The 24,560-nt window shown below is 68.7% G+C and carries 11 protein-coding genes and 3 rRNA genes; 13 read left to right on the top strand and 1 reads right to left on the bottom strand.

Annotated elements, in window-relative coordinates; genetic code table 11:
* The first annotated feature begins 8 nt into the window (after positions 1 to 8).
* The 13 genes from argB to FO059_RS11185 all read left to right on the top strand — a co-directional run bounded on the left by argB (position 9) and on the right by FO059_RS11185 (position 19,877).
* Complete coding sequence (gene argB / locus FO059_RS11245) at positions 9 to 977, top strand: acetylglutamate kinase (RefSeq protein WP_199257162.1); 969 nt, start codon at positions 9 to 11, stop codon at positions 975 to 977.
* The gene (locus FO059_RS11240) at positions 974 to 2,182 is read left to right on the top strand and encodes an acetylornithine transaminase (RefSeq protein ID WP_143908820.1); all 1,209 of its coding nucleotides are present in this window, start codon (positions 974 to 976) and stop codon (positions 2,180 to 2,182) included. The genes argB and FO059_RS11240 overlap by 4 nt, the downstream gene beginning before the upstream one ends.
* Positions 2,179 to 3,102 (top strand): ornithine carbamoyltransferase, encoded by a 924-nt coding sequence (argF, locus tag FO059_RS11235; RefSeq protein WP_143908818.1) that lies wholly within the window; start codon positions 2,179 to 2,181, stop codon positions 3,100 to 3,102. Before FO059_RS11240 ends, argF begins: the two co-directional genes overlap by 4 nt.
* A 13-nt stretch (positions 3,103 to 3,115) precedes the next feature.
* On the top strand, positions 3,116 to 3,613 hold the full coding sequence (locus FO059_RS11230) for an arginine repressor (protein WP_143908816.1): 498 nt from the start codon (positions 3,116 to 3,118) through the stop codon (positions 3,611 to 3,613).
* A 117-nt stretch (positions 3,614 to 3,730) separates the two neighbouring features.
* Entirely contained in the window at positions 3,731 to 4,930 is a 1,200-nt protein-coding gene (locus FO059_RS11225) for an argininosuccinate synthase (protein ID WP_143908814.1), read from the top strand.
* A 91-nt stretch (positions 4,931 to 5,021) separates the two neighbouring features.
* Entirely contained in the window at positions 5,022 to 6,482 is a 1,461-nt protein-coding gene (argH, locus tag FO059_RS11220; RefSeq protein ID WP_143908812.1) for an argininosuccinate lyase, read from the top strand.
* A gap of 109 nt (positions 6,483 to 6,591) precedes the next feature.
* Positions 6,592 to 9,579 (top strand): AMP-binding protein, encoded by a 2,988-nt coding sequence (locus tag FO059_RS11215; protein ID WP_143908810.1) that lies wholly within the window; start codon positions 6,592 to 6,594, stop codon positions 9,577 to 9,579.
* The gene (locus FO059_RS11210) at positions 9,576 to 10,226 is read left to right on the top strand and encodes a DNA-3-methyladenine glycosylase (protein WP_372497878.1); all 651 of its coding nucleotides are present in this window, start codon (positions 9,576 to 9,578) and stop codon (positions 10,224 to 10,226) included. Before FO059_RS11215 ends, FO059_RS11210 begins: the two co-directional genes overlap by 4 nt.
* 80 nt (positions 10,227 to 10,306) lie before the next feature.
* A complete protein-coding gene (gene tyrS, locus FO059_RS11205) occupies positions 10,307 to 11,584 on the top strand; it encodes a tyrosine--tRNA ligase (RefSeq protein ID WP_143908808.1) in 1,278 nt (425 codons plus the stop codon).
* A gap of 665 nt (positions 11,585 to 12,249) precedes the next feature.
* Positions 12,250 to 13,773 (top strand): 16S ribosomal RNA (locus tag FO059_RS11200).
* A 344-nt stretch (positions 13,774 to 14,117) separates the two neighbouring features.
* A 23S ribosomal RNA gene (locus FO059_RS11195) occupies positions 14,118 to 17,264 on the top strand.
* Positions 17,265 to 17,351: 87 nt separating this feature from the next.
* Positions 17,352 to 17,467: ribosomal RNA gene (gene rrf / locus FO059_RS11190) — 5S ribosomal RNA — on the top strand.
* The 16S, 23S and 5S rRNA genes sit together here, the layout of an rRNA operon.
* 181 nt (positions 17,468 to 17,648) lie before the next feature.
* Entirely contained in the window at positions 17,649 to 19,877 is a 2,229-nt protein-coding gene (locus FO059_RS11185; protein WP_233267110.1) for an FUSC family protein, read from the top strand.
* Between the two features lie 16 nt (positions 19,878 to 19,893).
* Here the strand turns inward: FO059_RS11185 and FO059_RS11180 are convergent, their stop codons facing one another.
* Positions 19,894 to 24,519, bottom strand: a complete 4,626-nt coding sequence (locus FO059_RS11180; RefSeq protein WP_143908807.1) for an ATP-dependent helicase — start codon at positions 24,517 to 24,519, stop codon at positions 19,894 to 19,896.
* Between the last annotated feature and the right edge of the window lie 41 nt (positions 24,520 to 24,560).

Below are 24,560 nucleotides of genomic sequence, written 5' to 3'. Positions count from 1 at the left end.
GAACCGGTATGACGCGCGACGAGGGGACGACCGTGCACAGGCCGACGGCGCCGTCGCCGGCCCTGGGCGCTCTCACCGCGATGGACAAGGCGTACGTCCTCGCCGAGGCGCTGCCCTGGCTGCAGCAGTTCCGCGGCCGCACCGTGGTCGTAAAGTACGGCGGCAACGCGATGATCGACGACGCGCTCAAGCGGGCCTTCGCGGCGGACATGGTGTTCCTGCGCACGGTCGGCATCCAGCCGGTGGTGGTGCACGGCGGCGGCCCGCAGATCAGCTCGATGCTGGCGCGTCTCGGCTTGGAGGGCGAGTTCAAGGGCGGGTTCCGGGTGACCACGCCCGAGGTGATGGACGTGGTGCGCATGGTGCTGTTCGGCCAGGTGGGGCGCGAGCTCGTGGGCCTGATCAACGCGCACGGCCCGTACGCGGTGGGCATCTCCGGCGAGGACGCCCATCTGTTCACCGCGGCGCAGCGCAGCGTGATGGTCGAAGGCGTGGCCACCGACATCGGTCTCGTCGGCGACATCGCGTCGGTGAACCCCGACGCGGTGCTGGACCTCATCGATGCCGGGCGCATCCCGGTGGTGTCCACCGTGGCGCCGGACGCGGACGGTGTCGTGCACAACGTCAACGCCGATACGGCGGCGGGCGCGCTGGCCGCGGCGATCGGCGCGGAGAAGCTGGTGGTCCTCACGGACGTCGAAGGCCTCTACACCGAATGGCCAGACCGCGATTCGCTGGTCAGCCGCATCGATGCCGCCGCGTTGGAGCAGCTCCTGCCGCGGCTGGATTCCGGCATGGTGCCCAAGATGGAGGCCTGCCTGCGTGCGGTGCACGGCGGGGTGCCCAGCGCCCACGTCATCGACGGGCGGCTCGGCCACTCGGTACTGCTCGAGCTGCTCACAGAGGAGGGCATCGGCACCATGGTGACGCCGGCCGCGACCCCGGGACACTCAGGACAGGAGGCTGCACGCGCATGACCGGACCACTGCAGGACCGCTGGTCGGACGCGCTCATGAACACCTACGGCGTGCCCGGGGTGGCATTGGCGCGCGGGGATGGCGCGGTGCTCACCGACGCCGACGGCAAGCGCTACCTGGACCTGCTCGGGGGCATCGCCGTCAACTGCCTCGGGCACGGCCATCCCGCCGTCGTCGACGCGGTGCACCTCCAGCTCACCACGCTCGGCCACGTGTCCAATCTGTACGCCAGCGAACCGCCGGTCGCCCTGGCGGAGGCGCTGCTGGACAAGCTGGGACAGACCGGCCGGGTGTTCCTGTGCAACTCGGGGACCGAGGCCAACGAGGCGGCGTTCAAGATCGCCCGGCGCACCGGACGGCCGAAGATCATCGCCGCCGAGGGCGGTTTCCACGGTCGCACCATGGGCGCGCTCGCGATGACCGGCCAGCCCGACAAGCGCGCACCGTTCGAACCGATGCCCCCGGGCGTCGAGTTCGTTCCGTTCGGTGACGCCGCGGCCTTGGCCGCGGCGGTGGACGATCAGACCGCGGCCGTGATGCTCGAGCCGGTGCAGGGCGAGATCGGGGTGGTCGCGCCGCCCGCCGGATACCTGGTGGAGGCGCGGCGGATCACCGAGGAGCACGGGGCGCTGCTCATGCTCGACGAGGTCCAGACGGGCGTGGGGCGCATGGGCCGCTGGTTCGCGCATCAGAGCGCCGGCGTGGTGCCCGACGTCGTAACCCTCGCGAAGGGGCTCGGCGGCGGGCTGCCGATCGGCGCGTGCATCGCCGTCGGAAAGGCCGCGGCGCTGTTCGGACCGGGGCAGCACGGCACCACGTTCGGCGGCAACCCGGTGTGCGCGGCCGCGGCGCTCGCGGTGCTGGAGACCATCGAGTCCGGCGGGCTGCTCGACCACGTGCGGACGCTCGGCAGGGCGATCGCATCGGACGTGGAATCCCTGGGCCACCCGGCGATCGACCACGTCCGCGGCGAGGGGCTGCTGCTCGGAATCGTCCTGACCTCGCCGGTGGCCAAGCAGGCGGAGGCGGCCGCGCGCTCGGCCGGATACCTGATCAACGCGCCGCGTCCGGACGTGATCCGCATCGCTCCGCCGCTGATCCTCAGCGCGGAGCAGGCGGCGGGCTTCGTCGCCGCGCTGCCCGCGATGCTGGATGCCGCCGTCGACGCGACCGCGGCAATGGAAACGAAAGGCACTGACGGATGACCCGCCACATTCTCCGCGACGACGACCTCTCCCCGGCCGAGCAGGCGGAGGTGCTCGCACTTGCGGCCGAGCTGAAGGCGCGGCCGTACTCGCGCCGGCCCCTGGAAGGGCCGAAGTCGGTCGCCGTGCTGTTCGACAAGACCTCCACGCGCACGCGCATGTCGTTCGACGCGGGGATCGCCGAGCTCGGCGGTCATTCGATCGTCGTCGACTCGTCGAGCACGCAGATCGGCAAGGGCGAGACGGTGGAGGACACCGCGCGCGTGATGTCGCGGTTCGTCGAGATGGTCGTGTGGCGCACCTACGGGCAGGAGCGTGTGGAGGCGTTCGCCCGCAACGCGACGGTGCCTCTGATCAACGCGCTCACCGACGACTTCCATCCGTGCCAGGTGCTGGCGGACCTGCAGACGATCCGCGAGCACAAAGGGGCCACCGCGGGCCTGACGCTGACCTACCTGGGCGACGGCGCCAACAACATGGCGAACTCGCTGATGCTGGGCGGCGCCACAGCGGGCATGCACGTGCGCGTCGCCGGACCCGAGGGCTACCTTCCGGCGGACTCCGTGGTGGATGCGGCGCGCCGCCGGGCCGGGGAGACCGGCGGCAGCGTCACCGTCGGCACGGACCCGCATGCGGCCGCCGAGGGTGCGGACGTGCTGGTCACCGACACGTGGGTGTCGATGGGGCAGGAGGCGGAGAAGGCCGGACGGCTTTCCGACCTGCGCCCCTACCAGCTCGACGCGGAGATCCTGACGCGGTCCGCATCCGACTCGATAGTCCTGCACTGCCTGCCGGCGTATCGGGGGAACGAGATCACGGCGGACGTGCTGGACGGGCCGCGCGCCGTGGTGTGGGACGAGGCGGAGAACAGACTGCACGCGCAGAAGGCGCTGATGGTGTGGCTGCTGGAGCACCAATGAGCCGGTGCCGGCGATGAGCGAGGAACCGCGCCCGGCCGCGACGCGCGCCGCCCGGCAGGCCAGGATCGTGGCGATCCTGGCCGCCCACCAGGTACGCAGTCAGCCGGAGCTGCAGGCGTTGCTGGCCAAGGACGGCATCGCGGCGACGCAGGCGACGATCTCCCGCGACCTCGACGACCTCGGCGCCGTCAAGCTGCGCGGAGTCGACGGCGGGGTGGGCGTCTACGTGGTGCCGGAGGACGGCAGCCCGGTCCGCGGCGCGGTCGGCGGAACCGACAGGCTCGCGCGGTTGCTGGGCGAGCTGCTGGCCTCCGTGGACGCGAGCGGCAACATCGCGGTGCTGCGGACGCCGCCGGGGGCGGCCTCGTTTCTGGCGAGCGCCCTCGACCGTGCGGGGCTGCCGGAGGTCGTGGGCACGATCGCCGGCGACGACACCATCGCCGTGATCGCGCGCGACCCGACGACAGGCGCACAGCTGGCGGGCCTCCTGAGTGCGCTCACGGCGCGATGACGTGGCACGATTGGCGGGCGGCGCGGGGCAGGACCGGAAGTGCGGCGGCGGGCGGTCCGCCGGCGCGGATTGTGGAACTTTGCAGAAGACAGACCAGATCGATAAGGAGCGCACACCATGGCTGATCGCGTGATTCTCGCCTACTCGGGAGGACTGGACACCTCCGTTGCCATCAGCTGGATCGGCAAGGAGACCGGCAAGGAGGTCGTCGCCGTGGCGATCGACCTCGGCCAGGGCGGCGAGGACATGGAGACGGTGCGTCGGCGCGCACTGGACTGCGGTGCCGTCGAGGCGGTGGTGGTGGACGCGCGCGACGAGTTCGCGGACGAGTACTGCCTGCCCACGATCGCCGCCAACGGTCTCTACATGGACCGGTACCCGTTGGTCTCGGCGATCAGCCGGCCGCTGATCGTCAAGCACCTCGTGGAGGCCGCGCGGTCGCACGGCGGCACCACCGTGGCGCACGGCTGCACGGGCAAGGGCAACGACCAGGTGCGCTTCGAGGTGGGCTTCGGCTCGCTGGCGCCCGACCTCGACGTCATCGCCCCGGTGCGCGACTACGCCTGGACCCGCGAGAAGGCGATCGCGTTCGCGGAGCAGAACGACATCCCGATCAACGTCACCAAGAAATCGCCGTTCTCGATCGACCAGAACGTCTGGGGACGTGCGGTGGAGACCGGCTTCCTCGAGGACCTGTGGAACGCGCCCACCAAGGACGTCTACAGCTACACCGAGGACCCCACCACCAACTGGCAGGCGCCGGATGAGCTGATCATCTCCTTCGACAAGGGCCGCCCGGTGGCCATCGACGGTCGCCCGGTCTCCGTCCTCGGCGCGATCGAGGAGCTCAACCGCCGCGCGGGTGCGCAGGGCGTGGGGCGCCTGGACGTGGTCGAGGACCGCCTCGTCGGCATCAAGAGCCGCGAGATCTACGAGGCGCCCGGCGCCATGGTGCTGATCACGGCGCACCAGGAACTCGAGCACGTCACCCTCGAGCGCGAGCTGGGCCGCTTCAAGCGGCAGACTGAGCAGCGCTGGGGCGAGCTGGTGTACGACGGCCTGTGGTTCTCCCCGCTCCGGACTGCGCTGGACACCTTCATCGACAAGACGCAGGAGCGGGTCTCCGGCGACATCCGGCTGGTCCTGCACGGCGGCGGCATCACGGTCAACGGCCGGCGCAGCGGCGAGTCGCTCTACGACTTCAACCTGGCCACCTACGACGAGGGCGACTCGTTCGACCAGTCCTACGCCAAGGGCTTCGTCCAGATCCACGGACTTTCCAGCAAGGTTGCGGCCAAGCGCGACCTGGGCCTGTAGGCCCGTAACCGCATCCGCCGGTCCCCGGCCCCGGTCCGTCCCGTCGCGGGCCGTACCGGGGCCGGCACCGTGAAGGGACGTCGAGGAGCACATGGTGGAAAACCCGGGAACCCGCAACGAGGCCCACGAGGACTCGCATGGGACCAATGAGGGCGCGTTGTGGGGCGGCCGCTTCGCCTCCGGCCCGGCGGAGGCGATGGCCGCGCTGAGCAAGTCGACGCACTTCGACTGGGTGCTCGCGCCGTACGACGTGCGCGCCTCGCAGGCGCATGCGGACGTGCTCCATCGCGCCGGACTGCTCTCCGACGCCGACCATGCGGAGATGCTCCGGGGGCTGCGGCAGTTGGCCGACGACGTCGCGTCCAGCGCCTTCGTTCCCGCCGAGTCCGACGAAGACGTGCACGGCGCCCTCGAGCGCGGGCTGATCGACCGCGTCGGTCCCGAGGTGGGCGGACGGCTGCGCGCGGGCCGCTCCCGCAACGACCAGGTGGCCACGTTGTTCCGGATGTGGCTGCGGGAGGCCTCCCGGCGGGTCGCCGCAGGCGTGCTCGACGTGGTGGGGGCGCTGGCCGATCAGGCCGACGCGCACATGGGCGCGCCCATGCCGGGCCGCACGCACCTGCAACACGCGCAGCCGATCCTGCTGTCGCACCACCTGCTGGCGCACGCGCACCCGCTGCTGCGGGACGTGCAGCGGCTGACGGACCTCGACGTCCGACTTGCGGTCTCCCCGTACGGTTCGGGCGCCCTCGCCGGATCCTCCCTGGGGCTGGACCCGGAGGCGATCGCCGCCGACCTCGGCTTCGCGTCGTCGTCGGAGAACTCGATCGACGGCACGGCCGCCCGCGACTTCGCCGCCGAGGCCGCCTTCGTCTTCGCGATGATCGCGGTGGACCTGTCGCGGCTGTCCGAGGAGATCATCACCTGGTCCACCGCGGAGTTCGGGTACGTCACCCTGGCCGACGCCTGGTCCACCGGCTCGTCGATCATGCCGCAGAAGAAGAACCCCGACGTCGCGGAGCTGGTGCGCGGCAAGACGGGGCGGCTCATCGGCAATCTGACCGGGCTCATGGCCACCCTCAAGGCGCAGCCCCTGGCGTACAACCGCGATCTCCAGGAGGACAAGGAGCCGGTGTTCGACTCGGTGGCACAGCTGGAGCTGCTGCTGCCGGCGGTGACCGGGCTGGTTTCCACGCTGGTGTTCCACGGGGACCGCATGGCCGAGCTGGCCCCGGCGGGCTTCACGCTGGCGACCGACATAGCCGAGTGGCTGGTGCGGCGAGGCGTGCCCTTCCGGGTGGCGCACGAGGCCGCCGGCGGATGCGTTCGTGCCGCCGAGGAGCGCGCCGTGGGGCTCGACGACCTGACCGATGACGAACTGGCCGCGGTGGACCCGCATCTGACGCCCGACGTGCGCGAGGTGCTGACGGTTCCGGGATCGATCGCCTCGCGCGACGCCAAGGGCGGTACGGCGGAGGTGCGAGTCACCGAACAGCTCGCGGGCGTACGTGAGACACTTTCATCGTTCCGGCGCGAGCTGACTCACAGCTGACTCGCAGCGAGAGGGTATCGACTCGTAGCAGGCACTGTCGCACATCGCGCGCCGGCGCAGGGGACGTCGCGCCGCCGCGCGCGGGACCAGGGGAGAGGCAGGTGCGCAGGTGATCATCGGTGGCAGGTCGGTGGCGAACTCGGTCAACAGGGTGCTCGCCACGGCGCAGAACGGCCTGGAGGTCCTGCGCCTGGGCGGGTTGGAGATGGAACCGGAGAAGTCCCCTTTCGAGGTGGTCGACCGTCGCCCGATGTACCGCTTGCGCAGGTACTTCCCGGAGTCCGTCCACGCGGTCGACGGCGTGTCGGACCGTCCGCCGATCCTGCTCATCCCGCCGATGATGCTCGACGCCGAGGTCTACGACGTCACGCGCGACAAGGGCGGCGCGGGGGTCCTGCACGACCACGGCGTGGATCCGTGGGTGATCGACTTCGGTTCTCCGGACACGGAGGCCGGTGGCCTGGGACGCAATCTGGCGGACCACATCGTGGCGGTGAGCCAGGCCGTCGACACGATTCGCGAGCGCACCGGGCGTGACGTCCATCTGGCCGGGTACTCGCAGGGCGGCATGTTCGCCTACCAGGCGGCGGCGTACCGCCAGTCGGCCGGGCTGGCGGGGGTCATCACCTTCGGAAGCCCTGTCGACACGCTCGCCGGACTGCCCTTCGGCCTGCCGGTGGGCCTGGCGACCCGCGGCGCGGACCTGCTGGCGGACCACGTGCTGAGCCACCTTTACCTCCCCGCCTGGGGCGCGCGACTGGGCTTCCAGCTGCTCGACCCGGTGAAGACGGCCAAGTCGCGGCTGGACTTCGTGCGCCAGCTGCACGATCGCGACGCGCTGCTGCCGAGGGAGGCGCAGCGAAGGTTCCTGGAGAACGACGGCTTCGTCGCCTATGCGGGCCCGGCCATCGCCGAACTGCTCAAGCAGTTCATCGCGCACAACCGCATGATGACGGGCGGGTTCGTCATCGACGGGCGGCTCGTCAGCCTCGCCGAGATCACCTGTCCGGTCCTGGCGTTCGTCGGCGACGTCGACGACATCGGCCAGCCTGTCGCGGTGCAGGGCATAGTCAAGGCGGCGCCCAAAGCGGACGTCTACGAACACCGCCTGCCGTCCGGGCACTTCGGCCTCGTCGTCGGATCCACGGCGGCGGAGCAGACGTGGCCGGGCACGGCATCGTGGATCCTGTGGCAGGAGGCCGGCGCGCAGAACGGTACGGCCGAGCTCAGCGATCGCATCCACCGGATGGCGCCGGACGAGGGCGAGCCCGGCGACACCGGTGTCACAGTGACCTCGCGGCTGAGTCACGGCGTCAACACGCTCACGGAGGCGGGTATCGGCGCCACGAAGAGCATCATCGGGCTGACTCTCGGCGTCACCCGCAGCGCGGTCGCGATCGCGGAGGAGGCGGCGCGCACCCTGCCCCGGCTCGCGCGGCTCGGCGAGATGCAGTCGCACACGCGCATCTCCTTCGGCCGCCTCCTGGCGGAGCAGGCCCAGGCGGCGCCGGACGGCGAATGCTTCCTGTTCGAGGACCGCGTGCACACCAATAAGGCGGTCGACGAGCGCATCGACAACGTCGTGCGGGGCCTGATCCACGTAGGCGTGCGCCAGGGGGCGGAGGTCGGGGTGCTGATGGAGACGCGCCCCAGTGCGCTCGTGGCCATCGCCGCCCTGTCGCGCCTGGGCGCCGTCGCCGTGCTCCTGCCGATGGGCGAAGGGCTCAGACCGGCGATGGAGCTGACCTCGGTGAGCACAGTGCTGGCCGATCCCGAGAGCATCGAAGAGGCCGCGGAGGCCGGGTGCCGCGTACTGGTGCTCGGCGGCGGAGACGCGCGCGAGCTCGACCTGCGCGGGCGCCACCAGGTCGTGGACATGGAGAAGATCGACCCGACGACGGTCCGTCTGCCCAAGTGGTACCGGCCGGACCCGGGTCAGGCCCGTGACCTCGCCTTCATCATGTTCGCAGAATCGGGCGGCCAAGTGGAGGCGCGGCGCATCAGCAACAGGCGGTGGGCGCTGTCGGCATTCGGCACCGCCAGCGCGGCGGCGCTCGGTAACGGCGACACCGTCTACTGCCTCACCCCGCTGAACCATCCGTCGGGGCTGCTCACCAGCGTCGGCGGCGCGGTGGCGGGTGGCGCGCGCATTGCGCTCACCGGCAGGTTCGACCCGGCGCGGTTCGTGGAGGAGGTGCCGCGGTACGGGGTCACGGTCGTCGCCTACACGTGGACGCAGATGCGCGACCTCGTCGGGGAGTCCGCACCCGCACTCGGTGCGCACCACCCCATCCGCATGTTCATCGGATCCGGGATGCCGGCGGGGCTGTGGGAGTCGGTGACGGAGGTCTTCGCGCCCGCCCAGGTGGTGGAGTTCTACGCGTCCACCGAGGGCGGTGCCGTTCTGGCCAACCTGTCGCAGAAGAAGCCGGGCGCGAAGGGGCGTCCGCTGCCCGGCAGCGCGCCGGTGCGCCTCGCAGCGTTCGACGTCGAGTCCGGCACGTACCTGGAGGACGAGGACGGGCTGGTCCGTCAGGCGGGTGAGGGCGAGGTCGGCAGGCTGCTGTCGAAGGTGTTGCCGGACATGGACGTCCCGGCGACGGTTCTGCGCGGCGTATTCGAATCGGGCGACGCGTGGGTGCCATCCCATGACCTGTTCTACCTGGATTCCGACGGCGACTTCTGGATGATCGACACGGTCGAGGGCGTCGTGCACGGCGTGGACGGGCCCGTCTATCGGATGCCGGTGGCCGACGCGCTCGGACGGCTGCCGGAGGTCACCGGGGCGGTGGCCTACGGTGTGGACGCGGGCGGAGCCCAGGTGGCGGTCGCCGCCGTGACCGTCCGCGCTGGCGACGTCGTGCAGGCGTCGGACCTCGACGAGGCGGTCTCGGTGCTCCCGGCGGGCAACCGTCCTGCCGTGGTCCGCGTCGTCGAGTCGATCCCGCGCACCGCCTGGTATCGCCCGATCGGCTCGGGATTCGCCGCGGAGGGCCTGCCCGCCGAGGGGAGCGGCGTCTTCGGATACGACCGCGACTCGGGGCACTACGCCGTGCTGACCCCGGAACTGCGGTCGTCGCTCATCGCCGTGCCGTGACCGAATCGCAGGACGGTCCCGATGCGCGCGTGGGGGGCGAGGCGGCCCGCGCGATCCTGGCGACCGAGCCGCTGGACGCGGCCCGCGCGCTGCTGGGAGCGCACTTCACTGCCAACGGGGTGACGGTGCGCATCGTCGAGGTGGAGGCGTACCGCGGCTCGACCGATCCCGCCTCGCACGCCTACCGGGGCCCGACCCCGCGGAACCGCGTGATGTTCGGACCCGCCGGCCACCTGTACGTCTATCGCAGCTACGGCATCCACACCTGCATGAACGTCAGCGCGGGGCTCGAGGGTGCCGGGTGGGCGGTACTGCTGCGCGCCGGCGAAGTCACCGAGGGGCAGGAGGTGGCCGCGGAGCGTCGTCCGAGCGCGCGCACCGCACTGGCACTGGGGCGCGGACCGGGCAACCTGGGCAGAGTGATGGGCATCGGGACGGGGGACGGCGGTGCCGATCTGCTGGCGCCGGGGGCGACGATGCGCCTGACGCTCCCCGCAGCGGGCGCCGTCGACGCCGCGGCCGTGCACAGCGGTCCGCGAGTGGGCGTGAGCGTCAATGCCGATGTGCCCTGGCGCTTGTGGCTGCGGGGAAGCCCTGCCGTGTCCGCCTACCGCCGCAGCCCGCGCGCGGATCCGCCGCGCGACTGACCACGCCGGCCTGCGCAGCACGGCCGGCGGAGGACCGACCGGTGTCGCCTCCGCGGCGGGGATACGGGAGGATCGATGCCGTGACTGCGAATATTCTCGATGAACTCCAATGGCGCGGCCTCATCGCGCAGTCGACTGATCTCGACGCGATGCGGACCGCGCTCGATTCCGGGCCCGTGAGCCTGTATGCGGGCTTCGACCCCACCGGGCCGAGTCTGCACGCCGGGCACCTCGTCCCGCTGTTGGCGCTCAAGCGCTTCCAGCGCGCCGGGCACCGGCCGATCGTGCTGGCCGGCGGGGCCACCGGACTGATCGGCGACCCGCGCGACGTGGGGGAGCGCTCGATGAACTCGGCGGACACCGTCGCGGAGTGGGCTCAGCGGATCCGTTCGCAGCTCGAGAGGTTCGTGGAGTTCGACGATTCGCCCACCGGCGCCGTCATCGAGAACAACATGGACTGGACCGGACGGATGACTGCGATCGACCTGCTGCGCGATGTGGGCAAGCACTTCTCGGTCAACGTCATGCTGGCGCGGGACACCGTCCGCAAGCGGCTGGCGGCTGACGGGATGTCCTTCACGGAGTTCAGCTACATGCTGCTCCAGGCCAACGACTTCGTGCAGCTGCGCCGTAAGCACGACTGCAGCCTGCAGGTGGGCGGTTCGGATCAATGGGGCAACATCGTCGCGGGCGTCGACCTCAACAGGAAGGTCGACGGCGCGACGGCCCACGGGCTGACGGTCCCGCTGGTGACGTCCTCCGACGGCCGCAAGTTCGGAAAGTCCACCGGGGGCGGGAGCCTGTGGCTGGATCCGGAGATGACCAGTCCGTACGCCTGGTACCAGTACTTCATCAACACCGCGGATGCGGACGTGGTCAAGTACCTGCGGTGGTTCACGTTCCTCGAGCGCGCGGAGCTGGATGAGCTGCAGCGCGAAACCGACGAGCGCCCGCACGCCCGTGCAGCCCAGCGCCGGCTGGCGCGGGAGATGACCACGTTGGTGCACGGCGAGTCGCAGACCCACGCGGTGGAACTGGCCAGCCAGGCGTTGTTCGGCAGGGCGGATCTCGGGGAGCTCGACTCCGCGACCCTGGCCGCGGCGCTGGCGGAGGCGCCGGTGTCCGAACTCGGTGACGGCGCCCCGGATTCGATCGTCGACCTTCTGGTGGCGAGCGGGTTGTCCGCCAGCAAGGGGGCCGCGCGGCGCACGGTCCGCGAGGGCGGTGTCTCGGTGAACAACCTCCGCATCGCCGATGAGGACTGGACACCCGAGCCGACCGACTTCCTGCACGGCGAATGGCTCGTGGTGCGGCGGGGGAAGAAGAACGTCGCCGGCATCCGGCGCGCGCGTTCGTGAACCGGGAGCCGGTCCGCGGACAGCGCGGGCCGGCCGGGCCCTCGCGGCAGTGTGCCCAGCGTCACGGTGCCTCGCGGAGGAGGGTCCCCATGCCGCAGGCCGGATTTGGCGCCGGTGACCAGCGATGATGCTTATGAAAGGGCTATGACGGCCCGATTTGGCAAGACGTGCCCGGTCGCGTAACTTGGTTCAAGTCAGAGCGAGACGCCCGGCAGCGCCGGAAAGCTCCTCTGATTCGCTGACTATCCACTTTTTCGGATCCGGCAATCGGTTTGCGCCGGCGGATCCGATAGGCTATAGTGGAAGAGTTGCACAAATGAGGGCCGGAGACGGCAATCGGATGTGCTACAGTTAGTGAAGCAGGTGCGGCCGGCTGAAGCTCGGGAGTGTCCGGGTGGTGGTGGTTGTGCGTGTTCTTTGAGAACTCAACAGTGTGTCGATGAATGCCAGTGCCAATAATTTGGCATGCCGCATCCCATGGTTTGTGGGGTGTGGTTGTTTGCGGGTCGTGTCTTCCATTCCCTGTCGGGAGGTGCGGCTCGATGTTTTTTGAAGCTAGGTTTGTTTTGCTAGTGGATTTCTCGATGTGATTTGACTGATTCGCCGTGTCGTCGGGGCTGCTGCCGTGTGTGGTGGTGCCGGTGGGATGGTGGGTTGTGAATCTTTCAACGGAGAGTTTGATCCTGGCTCAGGACGAACGCTGGCGGCGTGCTTAACACATGCAAGTCGAACGGAAAGGCCCCTTCGGGGGTACTCGAGTGGCGAACGGGTGAGTAACACGTGGGTGATCTGCCTTGCACTCTGGGATAAGCCTGGGAAACCGGGTCTAATACCGGATAGGACCGTACCTCGCATGGGGTGTGGTGGAAAGCGTTATGTAGCGGTGTGAGATGGGCCCGCGGCCTATCAGCTTGTTGGTGGGGTAATGGCCTACCAAGGCGACGACGGGTAGCCGGCCTGAGAGGGCGACCGGCCACACTGGGACTGAGACACGGCCCAGACTCCTACGGGAGGCAGCAGTGGGGAATATTGCACAATGGGCGCAAGCCTGATGCAGCGACGCCGCGTGAGGGATGACGGCCTTCGGGTTGTAAACCTCTTTCAGTGCCGACGAAGCGGAAGTGACGGTAGGTACAGAAGAAGCACCGGCCAACTACGTGCCAGCAGCCGCGGTAATACGTAGGGTGCGAGCGTTGTCCGGAATTACTGGGCGTAAAGAGCTCGTAGGCGGTTTGTCGCGTCGTCCGTGAAAACTCGCAGCTTAACTGTGGGCGTGCGGGCGATACGGGCAGACTTGAGTACTGCAGGGGAGACTGGAATTCCTGGTGTAGCGGTGAAATGCGCAGATATCAGGAGGAACACCGGTGGCGAAGGCGGGTCTCTGGGCAGTAACTGACGCTGAGGAGCGAAAGCGTGGGGAGCGAACAGGATTAGATACCCTGGTAGTCCACGCCGTAAACGGTGGGTACTAGGTGTGGGACCCTTCCACGGGTTCTGTGCCGTAGCTAACGCATTAAGTACCCCGCCTGGGGAGTACGGCCGCAAGGCTAAAACTCAAAGGAATTGACGGGGGCCCGCACAAGCGGCGGAGCATGTGGATTAATTCGATGCAACGCGAAGAACCTTACCTGGGTTTGACATACGCCGGATCGCCGTGGAGACACGGTTTCCCTTGTGGCCGGTGTACAGGTGGTGCATGGCTGTCGTCAGCTCGTGTCGTGAGATGTTGGGTTAAGTCCCGCAACGAGCGCAACCCTTATCCTGTGTTGCCAGCACGTAATGGTGGGGACTCGCAGGAGACTGCCGGGGTCAACTCGGAGGAAGGTGGGGACGACGTCAAGTCATCATGCCCCTTATGTCCAGGGCTTCACACATGCTACAATGGTCGGTACAGAGGGCTGCGAGACCGTGAGGTTCAGCGAATCCCTTAAAGCCGGCCTCAGTTCGGATTGGGGTCTGCAACTCGACCCCATGAAGTCGGAGTCGCTAGTAATCGCAGATCAGCAACGCTGCGGTGAATACGTTCCCGGGCCTTGTACACACCGCCCGTCACGTCATGAAAGTTGGTAACACCCGAAGCCGGTGGCCCAACCCCTTGTGGGAGGGAGCCGTCGAAGGTGGGATCGGCGATTGGGACGAAGTCGTAACAAGGTAGCCGTACCGGAAGGTGCGGCTGGATCACCTCCTTTCTAAGGAGCATCAAGTGCCTCGAGGCCGCCGTGCGTGTGGTCTGGGGTTGCTCATGGGTGGACACTGGTGGCACTTCGTGCAGGAGTTTCGTGGTGGTCGCCGCCGTTATGGGTGGTGGCCGGTGCGGGGCGGGGGTGCTAGTCGGCATGCTGTTGGGCTTTGAGGGAACACGCCGCGTGTTTGTGTGTGGTGGGTTGTCTTGATGTGATGCGCCGGTGTGCCTGCCGGATGCGCTCGGCTGGTCTTGCCCTGTTGTGGGGTGGGTGGCCGGGTGTGGTGGGTGTGGTGGTGTGTGTGTTGTTTGAGAACTGGACAGTGGACGCGAGCATCTTTGATCTTTGTGTTGTAAGTGTGTAAGAGCACACGGTGGATGCCTTGGCACCAGGAGCCGATGAAGGACGTGGGAGGCTGCGTTAAGCCTCGGGGAGCTGTCAACCGAGCTGTGATCCGAGGATGTCCGAATGGGGAAACCCAGCAGCGGTGATGCGCTGTTACCCGCGCCTGAATGTATAGGGCGTGTGGAGGGAACGCGGGGAAGTGAAACATCTCAGTACCCGTAGGAAGAGAAAACAATAGTGATTCTGTGAGTAGTGGCGAGCGAAAGCGGATGAGGCTAAACCATGCGCATGTGATACCCGGCAGGGGTTGTGTGTGTGGGGTTGTGGGGCTGCGGCGTGCCGGTACTGCCGTGCCGGCGGGTAGTTGTAGAAAACACATGGTTAGCGGAAGTGGTCTGGGATGGCCTGCCGTAGTGGGTGAGAGTCCCGTACGTGAAAGCTGTGTGTCTGCCTTGTCGTGGTGCCCGAGTAGCAGCGGGCCCGTGAAATCTGCTGTGAATCTGCCGGGACCACCCGGTAAGCCTGAATACTCCCTGGTGACCGATAGCGGATAGTACCGTGAGGGAATGGTGAAAAGTACCCCGGGAGGGGAGTGAAAGAGTACCTGAAACCGTGTGCTTACAATCCGTCAAAGCCTGCGCGTAGTTTGGTCTGCGGTGGGTGATGGCGTGCCTTTTGAAGAATGAGCCTGCGAGTTAGTGGCATGTCGCGAGGTTAACCCGTGTGGGGTAGTCGTAGCGAAAGCGAGTCCGAATAGGGCGAGTTAGTGGCATGTTCTAGACCCGAAGCGGAGTGATCTACCCATGGCCAGGGTGAAGCGACGGTAAGACGTCGTGGAGGCCCGAACCCACTTAGGTTGAAAACTGAGGGGATGAGTTGTGGGTAGGGGTGAAAGGCCAATCAAACTCCGTGATAGCTGGTTCTCCCCGAAATGCATTTAGGTGCAGCGTCGCGTGTTTCACCATGGAGGTAGAGCTACTGGTTGGCTGATGGGCCTTACCGGGTTACTGACGTCAGCCAAACTCCGAATGCCGTGGTGTGAGAGCGTGGCAGTGAGACTGCGGGGGATAAGCTTCGTAGTCGAGAGGGAAACAGCCCAGATCGCCGGCTAAGGCCCCTAAGCGTGTACTAAGTGGAAAAGGATGTGGGATTGCGAAGACAGCCAGGAGGTTGGCTCAGAAGCAGCCATCCTTGAAAGAGTGCGTAATAGCTCACTGGTCGAGTGGTCCTGCGCCGATAATGTAGCGGGGCTCAAGTACACCGCCGAAGCCGCGGCACTCACATGTGTGGTTCGCATCTGCCTGCGGGTGGGTGTGCAGCCGTGTGGGTGGGTAGGGGAGCGTCGTGTAGCCGGGGAAGCGGCAGAGTGATCTAGCCGTGGAGGCTGCGCGAGTGAGAATGCAGGCATGAGTAGCGAAAGACGAGTGAGAAACTCGTCCGCCGAATGACCAAGGGTTCCTGGGCCAGGTTAATCCGCCCAGGGTGAGTCGGGACCTAAGGCGAGGCCGTCAGGCGTAGTCGATGGACAACGGGTTGATATTCCCGTACCCGTGATATCGCGCCCGTGGTGAATCAGTGATACTAACCATCCTGAAGCCCGTGTCGTGCACTTTCGGGTGCCGGCGTGTGGTGGATGCGTGGGACCTGATCTGGTAGTAGCCAAGCGATGGGGTGACGCAGGAAGGTAGCAGAGCCAGTCAGTGGTAATACTGGTGTAAGCCCGTAGGGCGAGGTGCAGGTAAATCCGTGCCTCATGTGGCCTGAGAGGCGATGCGACCCCGGTGTGGGGGATTCTGTGATCCTATGCTGTCGAGAAAAGCCTCTAGCGAGTGGTGTCATGGCCCGTACCCCAAACCGACACAGGTGGTCTGGTAGAGAATACCGAGGCGATCGAGAGAACTGTGGTTAAGGAACTCGGCAAATTGCCCCCGTAACTTCGGGAGAAGGGGGGCCATGTCCGGTGAACACCCGTGCGGTGGGAGCTGGGTGTGGTCGCAGAGACCAGAGAGAAGCGACTGTTTACTAAAAACACAGGTCCGTGCGAAGTCGTAAGACGATGTATACGGACTGACGCCTGCCCGGTGCTGGAAGGTTAAGAGGACCGGTTAGTGGCTCTTCGGGGCCGCGAAGCTGAGAATTTAAGCCCCAGTAAACGGCGGTGGTAACTATAACCATCCTAAGGTAGCGAAATTCCTTGTCGGGTAAGTTCCGACCTGCACGAATGGCGTAACGACTTCTCTGCTGTCTCAACCACAGGCTCGGCGAAATTGCATTACGAGTAAAGATGCTCGTTACGCGCGGCAGGACGAAAAGACCCCGGGACCTTTACTATAGCTTGGTATTGGTGTGTGATTCGGTTTGTGTAGGATAGGTGGGAGACTGTGATGCGCCGGCGCCAGCCGGTGTGGAGTCGTTGTTGAAATACCACTCTGATCGTATCGGACTTCTAACCTCGGACCATGATCTGGTTCAGGGACAGTGCCTGGTGGGTAGTTTAACTGGGGCGGTTGCCTCCTAAAGAGTAACGGAGGCGCCCAAAGGTTCCCTCAGCCTGGTTGGCAATCAGGTGTTGAGTGCAAGTGCACAAGGGGGCTTGACTGTGAGACTGACGGGTCGAGCAGGGACGAAAGTCGGGACTAGTGATCCGGCACTGGCTTGTGGAAGCGGTGTCGCTCAACGGATAAAAGGTACCCCGGGGATAACAGGCTGATCTTCCCCAAGAGTCCATATCGACGGGATGGTTTGGCACCTCGATGTCGGCTCGTCGCATCCTGGGGCTGGAGTAGGTCCCAAGGGTTGGGCTGTTCGCCCATTAAAGCGGCACGCGAGCTGGGTTTAGAACGTCGTGAGACAGTTCGGTCTCTATCCGCCGCGCGCGTAAGAAACTTGAGGAAGGCTGTCCCTAGTACGAGAGGACCGGGACGGACGAACCTCTGGTGTGCCAGTTGTTCCGCCAGGGGCATTGCTGGTTGGCTACGTTCGGGAGGGATAACCGCTGAAAGCATCTAAGCGGGAAGCCTGTTCCAAGATGAGGTTTCTTTCCCCTTTTGTGGGGTAAGGCCCCCTAGAGATGATGGGGTTGATAGGCCGGAGCTGGAAGCCCTGTGAGGGGTGTGAGGTGACCGGTACTAATAGGCCGTAGGCTTACCCATGAAGTTGTCTGGTTGTTTGTGCGTCCACTGTCCGGTGTCTGAGGCAACACCCACGTTCACTGCGTGTGGGTGTGTGTCGCATGGAGTTGCGGTGGTTATAGCGTGAGGGTCACGCCCGGTCCCATTCCGAACCCGGTAGCTAAGCCTTACTGCGCCGATGGTACTGCACCCTCAGGGTGTGGGAGAGTAGGTCACTGCCGCACAATATTTGAATCGTTTCGGGCCCGGCCCCCCTTGGTGGGGGACCGGGCCCGAAACGTGTTTGTGGGGGTGGATGCGGTCCCGCACGCGTGGGTGACCGCACGGCGCCGGCGTTCACCAGGGCCGCCCGTATCGCGGCGTGAAGGGGCAGGGGCCGCGTGCCCATCGCGCCGATGACGGACAATGCCAGATGTGATGACGGTCGTCGACTACACCCAGGCGCGGCTGCGTACGCTCGCGGTGAGCGACCCCGGCCGGCTTCGGCTCCGCAAGGCCACGACCGTGGCGGCGTCGGCGGCGCTGGCGATGGCGGTGCTGATCGCGGTCACGTCCACCTACGACGAACCGATCACGGTGGCGCTCCTCGGCACGGTGATCGCGGTGCAGGCGGCGGCCGTCGTGAAGGACCCGTCTCAGTCCGCGCGCGTGGTCACCACGTTGCTCTTCCCGCTGCCAGCGGTTGCCGCTGTCGTGCTGGCGACGGCACTGCTGGCGGTGGATCCGCTTGCCGAAGTCGGTTTTATCGGGGTCCTCTTCGTCGCGGTGTGGGTGCGACGGTGGGGCCCGCGCGGCGAGGCGCTGGGCATGGTCGCATTCGTCGCGTACTTCTTCAGCCTCTTCCTGCACTCCACCTTCGACGACGTGCCGATGTTCTGCGTCGCCATCGTCGTCGGCGTCGCCTGCACGCTTTTCATCCGCGTGCTGGTTCTCCCTGAACGTCCGCGGCTAGAAATCCGGAGGCTGGCGCGGGCACTGCGCGCCGCATCGATCGACGCCGTCGACGCAGGCGGCGACCGCGATCACCGCGACCTCGCCCGTCTTCGTGTACGGCTCGACGGTCTCGGTGAAACCGCGCTGATGATCGAGGACTGGATCGACCGGCACGACGGCGCCGAGCTCGTCAGCGTCACCGGCAGGTCGTTCTCGGTGATGGTGTTCGACGCGCAGATCGCCACGGAACAACTCGCGAGCGCCCTGTGGAACCTGGATCCGGATGCGCGGTGGCCGAGCGGGCTCGAGCGGGCGACCAACGCCCTGAGCGTGGTGCTGCAGGACAGGCCGACGGCGGAGGAACTGCGAGCAGCCGCAGATGTCGCTGCGGCTGCGGCACGGGAGGCGGACCCGTCGGACCCCGCGGGTATCGCCACATTGGTTGCGCACCGCGCCGTGCAGGCGCACATAGCGATCCACCGCATCACAGTGCGGGCGGTGCTGCTGTTCGCCCCGCCGCCATGGATGTCTGCGGGGCAGGGTCGCAAGGCGCGCCGGGCGAGGGTCGACGAGGGGCCGGTGCGGAACCACGACAGCGCTGCGTCCGAGCGGGGCCTGTCGCCCGTGCCCGCGCAGTCCGCGGACGGAGGGGAACAGGCCGCCGTCGATGACGGCCTGTCCGTGCGGGGCTTCGCGGAGCGGGCCGCGGCGTGGCAGCCGACCACGAGGGCCGCGATCCAGGTGGCGGTGGCCACGAGCGCTGCCACGCTGCTCGGAGAGCTCGTCTCGCCCGATCGGTGGTACTGGGCGGTGCTGACCGCGTTCCTCGTGTTCAACGGCGCGTCCACCCGTGGCGAGATCCTCTCGCGGGCGGGGCACCGCATCGTCGGCACGGTGGCGGGGGTGGTGGCCGGCGTCCTCATCGCCGCGCTCGTCGGCCACAACCCGCCGTTGCAGATGGTGCTGATCATCGTGTGCATCTTCTTCGCGTTCTACTTCGCCCCCGTCGCCTACGCCCTGCTGACGTTCTGCGTGACGGTGCTGCTCGCGATGCTCTACGGCCTGCTCGGCGTCTTCAGCATCGAGGTACTCGGACTGCGGATCGCGGAGACGGCGGTGGGGGCGGTCGTCGGGCTCGCGTCCGCGTACTTCATCCTGGCGACCTCCACGCAGGGCGAGTTGGAGGCGAAGACCGTCGACTACCTCGATCTGTTGGACGAGGTGATCTCGGAGGCGGTCGAGTCGGTGGCCGCACCCGGCGGCGCAAGCGGGGTCGTCGAAACTACGCGGCGACTCGACGCGGCGTTGCAGGATGTTCTCAAGGCGGCCGAGCCCTTACGGTTGCGCCCGGCGGTGCGCAGTCGGCACAGCGTCCGCAGATTCACCCGCGCACTCACCGTGATCAACCGTGCGGCGCACCAGCTCGCGCGAGCGGGTGTCATGGCGACGCGGGCGGACGGCTCGACTGCGCCGAGCGCGGAGACGGCGGGGGAGCTGCGTGCCGCGGCGGAATCGGTAAGCGGCAGGGCGGACCTGCTGCGCCGGAGCGTCACCGGCCGGAGGATCAAGCGGCCGGACAGGGACGCCGAGGTGCCAGTGCTCGCGGTGCTCCTCTCGGCGACGCACGCCCCGGGTGCCCTTCGCCTGTCCTTGCGGTCGCTGAGCAAACTCAACCGAGCGCTGTTCGAGGCGTTCTCCTGAGGCGCAGCGCCACCCGTCACCAGGCGGCGCGGTAGCCGCGCGGGGTGAGCCGGAAGCCGGCGTCGGCGAGCGGCGCCGCGTGCGGATTGCCGTGCACCGACTCGCCGTCCCACCGCGTGACGACGAGTGGCCGGCGCGCACCGGCGCGCAACGGTGCTCCTGCGGCGAGCGCGGACAGCGCGGCGACGATCCTCTCCTGGTCCTCCGAGAAGGTGAGGATGCTGCGTCCACCGCGCTCGACGAAGATCTGCGGCGCGCCGTCGACCAGCACGACGACAGCACCGGCGGCGCGCGACGGGCGGTGCCCGCCGGCGTGCGGCCGCGGCCAATCGACCGCCGCGCCATACGGATTGGCGGGATCCGCCGCGGCCAGGACCAGCGGTGCGGAGTCTTCCTCCACTGCAGCCGCGCGCAGCAGGTCGATCGCCTCCGGCGCCGCGAACTGGGCGCCGCCGAGTCCGTCGATGACGTACCCGCGCCGGCAGTGCCCGGCCTCCTCGAACCTGCTGAGCACCGGGTAGAGCCGGGAGAATCCGCCGACGACCCCTTCGGCAGCGGCCACGCCGGGAGTGAGGACGCCGTAGCGGTCCAGGAGCCGGCGGGCCGTGTCGTGCAGGCGGATGGTCGGGTCGGCGGATCCGGTGGGGACCAGCGACCACCGGCCGGATGCGGCCGGTCCGGAGTGCATGGAAGGTCGGGGACGGGCGGGGCGTGCGCGCCGCGTCCGGCCGGCACGGGCCGGGGCCGGGCCGCTAGCTGCGCCGGACAGCAGGGCCCGCAGAGGTGCGAGGGTGTCGCCGGTGACGTGCCCCTGCCATACCAGTTCCCACAGTGCCTCGAGCACATCCGCGTCGGTGGCGGCGTCGGCCGCGCGCACTGCGTCGGCGAGCGGCCGGAAGAAGAACGCTCCGCCGCCGTCGAGCATGGACAGGAGCGCGGCGTGCGCGTCGCCCACGCACCCGGTGCCGGCCGGCGGGCGCACTGACGTTGCGGCGGACTCGGTGGTGTGCAGGGCGACCCAGCCGTCCCGGGCGCCCGCGCGGCCGCAGCCGGTCCAGAAGACCTCGCCGGACGACGTGAGTTCGTCGAGCAGCTCCGGGCGGTAGTCGGCCACCCGCGCCGGGAGTATGAGGGCCTCGAGGCCGGACGCGGGCAGGGCCGCCCCCGCCAGCTGGTCGATCACCTCGAACAACCCGTCGACCCCGCGGAGCGCCGCCGGCCGTCCGACGTGCTGCCATTGCGGGAGGAATCGGCCGAGTGCGGTCGTGGGAACGGGGGCGAGCCTGGCCCGGGCCCGTTCCAGCGACCTGCGCCGGAGCGTGCGCAGCACGTCGGCGTCGCACCACTGGGGTGCGTCGTTCTCCGCCCCGGGCGTGTCGGACTCCGGGGACGGCCGGAACCTGCCGCGGACGACCCGTCCTTCGCGCGCGAGCCGCTCCAGCGTCTCCGCGGCGACGGCGACGCCCACCGGCAGTGCCGCGGCGGCCTCATCGGCGGTGAACGGCCCGTGGGTGCGCGCGTATCGGCCGACGAGGTCGCCGAGCGGGTCGGCCACGGGCTGCGCGAGCGCCGGGGGCAGCCACGACGGCACCGGGGCGGCCAGTCCGTCACGCAGCCGCGGCGCGTCCTCGACCACGGCCCAGCGCGCGCCGCCGAGTTCGTAGCGGAAGATGCGGCGCGCATCGGCGAGCTGCCGGAGCCACGGGGCGGGGTCGCCGTCGGCGCGCGCTGCGATGCCGGCCTCGGTGAGGGGCCCGACCATCCGGAGCGCGTCCGCAAGCGCCTCCGCGTCCCGGATGCGTCGCTGCGGCCGCCGCCATTGCAGGGTGTCCTCGGTATCGCGCAGCACGTCCGGGTCGAGAAGCGCGCTGAGCTCGACCTCCCCGAGCAGCTGCGCCAGCAGCCCGGGGTCCAGGCTCAATGCGGCCGCCTTGCGCTCGGCCAGCGGCACGTCGTCGTCGTAGATGAAGGCCGCGACGTAGTCGAACAGCAGTGTCGACGCGAACGGTGACGGCGCCGGCGTCTCCGCCTCGTGCAACCGGATCGCGCGGTCGTCGATGCGCGCAAGTACGTCGCGCAGCGCGGGGAGGTCGTAGACGTCCTGCATGCATTCGCGCACGGTCTCGTGCAGGATGGGGAACTCCGGGTGGCGGCGCGCGACCCCCAGCAACTGCGCGGACCGGTGCCGCTGCTGCCATAGCGGGGCCCGGCGGCCGGGATCCCGGCGTGGAAGCAGCAGCGCGCGGGCCGCGCACTCGCGGAAGCGGGAGGCGAAGAGCGCGGAACCGCCGAGCGAGTCCGAGACGATCCGGTCGATCTCCGCCGGGGCGATGGCGAACAGTCCGGCGCCGGGCGCTGCGCCGGTGGTGGCGGGCAGGCGCAGCACGATCCCGTCGTCGAAGGCCGCAGGGTGCGCGTCGATGCCGTGTTCGTCGCTCAGCTGCGCGCCCACCGCCAGAGCCCATGGCGCATGCACCCGGCGCCCGTAGGGGGAGTGCAGGACCACCCGCCAGTCGCCCAGCTCGTCGAGGAACCGCTCGACGACCAGGGTGGCGTCGTCCGGTACGGCGCCCACGGCGGCGCGCTGCTCGGCGAGCAGGCCGAGCAGGTTCGCGGATGCGCGTTCGTCGAGCCCCGCGGTCGCGAGCCGGGCCCGCGCGGCCTCGCCCGGCGCGCGGGCTCCCGCCGGCGGCGCGACGGCGCGCGTGAAAGCGCCGATGGCCGCGCCGAACTCGGCCGGCCTTCCCGGTCCCTTGCCGTGCCAGAAGGGCAGGCGACCGGCGCTTCCCGCGGCCGGGGCCACCAGGACCCGGTCGTGGGTGATCTCGGTGATCCGCCAACTGCTGGTGCCGAGGGCGAAGACGTCGCCCACGCGGGACTCGTAGACCATCTCCTCGTCCAGTTCACCCACGCGCGACGCGCCCTCGCCCACCGTGTGGACGGCGAAGGCGCCGCGGTCCGGGATGGTTCCGCCGGAGGTGACCGCCAGCCTGGCGGCCCCGGGCCGGGCGGTGAGCGTCCCGGCGCCGCGGTCCCACACGACCCGCGGGCGCAGCTCGGCGAACTCGTCGGACGGGTACCGGCCGGCCAGCATGTCCAGCGTGGCGTCGAACACCGACCGGGGAAGTGAGGAGAACGGCGCGCTGCGGCGGACGGCCTCGAACCACTCGTCGACGTCGACGGTTCCTGCAGCGGCGGTGGCGGCGATGGTCTGCTGGGCCAGGACGTCGAGCGGGTTGGACACCACGGCCAGCGATTCGATGGCACCCGCGAGCATGCCGTCCGCGGTGACGGCGCAGTGCAGCAGATCCGCGCGGTGCTTGGGCACCAGCACCCCGCGGGAGACGTCGCCGACGTGATGGCCGGCGCGGCCGATCCGCTGCAGCCCGCCCGCGACCGACGGCGGGGATTCGACGTGGACCACCAGATCCACCGCGCCCATGTCGATCCCGAGCTCGAGGCTCGACGTGGCGACGACGCAGCGGAGGGTTCCGGCTTTGAGGTCCGCCTCGATGACCGCGCGCCGCTCCTTGCTTACGGACCCGTGATGGGCGCGGGCGAACTGTGCGCTCGCGCCGTACGCGGCGTCCGTGGTGGAGCCGAGCTGCGCGGGCGGCGGGGCCTGCCGGTCCACCTCGATGCCGTGGCGCTCGGCGTCCACCTCGTTGAGCCGGGCGGTGAGCCGTTCGGTCAAGCGCCGCGAGTTGCAGAACACGATGGTGCTGCTGTGGCGGTCGACGAGGTCGGCGACGAGGAGCTCTATGTGCGGCCATATCGAGGCGCTTCCGCCGGGTGCTGTGGCGTTTGCGCCGGGTGCTGTGGCGTTTGCGCCGGGTGCTGTGGCGTTTGCGCCGGGTGCGGAGAGGTCGGTCATGTCGTCGACGGGGACCCGGACGGTGAGGTCCCAGCGCTTCTCTGCGGGGGGCGCAATGGTCGTCACGGGGGCGGCGCCGCCGAGGAACCGTGCCACTTCCGCGTGCGGGCGGGCGGTCGCCGACAGGCCGATACGGCGGCAGGGCCGGTGCGTCAGCAGATCGAGGCGCTCGAGTGACAACGCAAGGTGCGCGCCGCGTTTGGTGCCGGCCACCGAGTGGATCTCGTCCACGATCACCGTTTCGACGTCGGTGAGCGTGCTGCGCGCCGACGAGGTGAGCATCAAGTACAGCGACTCCGGCGTCGTGATGAGGATGTCCGGCGGCGTGCGCACCATCGCGCGCCGCCGCGACTGCGGGGTGTCGCCGGAACGCACGCCGACGGTGATGTCCGGCACCGGCATGCCCGTCCGGGCGGCGGCGTTCGCGATCCCCGCGAGGGGCCGCTGCAGGTTGCGTTCGATGTCGACGGCCAGCGCCTTGAGCGGGGAGACGTAGACGATGCGCGTGCCGGAACGTTCCGTGTCGGTGTCGGCACCGGTGTCGGCGTCGTGCGCGCGGCCGGCGAGCCGGTCGATGGCCCACAGGAATGCGGCGAGTGTCTTGCCCGAGCCGGTCGGTGCCACGACGAGGCTGTGCGCGCCGGAGGCGATCGTCGCCCACGCCTGGTTCTGCGCCGGGGTGGGCGTGCCGAAGGTTTCGGCGAACCACGCGCGCGTGGGCGCGGAGAAGAGGTCGAGCGCGGACGTCACTCTTCGATAGTGCCGCATCCGGCGGTGCCGGTCGACGCAGTCGGGGGCCCGCGGGCCGG

The sequence above is a fragment of the Tomitella fengzijianii genome (assembly GCF_007559025.1).
Lineage (GTDB): Bacteria > Actinomycetota > Actinomycetes > Mycobacteriales > Mycobacteriaceae > Tomitella > Tomitella fengzijianii.
The sequence above is the reverse complement of the archived record's forward strand: the minus strand, read 5'-3'. Positions and strand labels throughout refer to the sequence as shown.

What these genes read in the sequence shown, in the direction of transcription:
- FO059_RS11185 (WP_233267110.1), top strand. Translation starts at nt 17,649, where the DNA reads ATGCCAGATGTGATGACGGTCGTCGACTACACCCAGGCGCGGCTGCGT.
- argH (WP_143908812.1), top strand. Translation starts at nt 5,022, where the DNA reads ATGGTGGAAAACCCGGGAACCCGCAACGAGGCCCACGAGGACTCGCAT.
- FO059_RS11180 (WP_143908807.1), bottom strand. Translation starts at nt 24,519, where the DNA reads ATGCGGCACTATCGAAGAGTGACGTCCGCGCTCGACCTCTTCTCCGCG.
- FO059_RS11225 (WP_143908814.1), top strand. Translation starts at nt 3,731, where the DNA reads ATGGCTGATCGCGTGATTCTCGCCTACTCGGGAGGACTGGACACCTCC.
- FO059_RS11240 (WP_143908820.1), top strand. Translation starts at nt 974, where the DNA reads ATGACCGGACCACTGCAGGACCGCTGGTCGGACGCGCTCATGAACACC.
- argB (WP_199257162.1), top strand. Translation starts at nt 9, where the DNA reads ATGACGCGCGACGAGGGGACGACCGTGCACAGGCCGACGGCGCCGTCG.
- FO059_RS11230 (WP_143908816.1), top strand. Translation starts at nt 3,116, where the DNA reads ATGAGCGAGGAACCGCGCCCGGCCGCGACGCGCGCCGCCCGGCAGGCC.
- argF (WP_143908818.1), top strand. Translation starts at nt 2,179, where the DNA reads ATGACCCGCCACATTCTCCGCGACGACGACCTCTCCCCGGCCGAGCAG.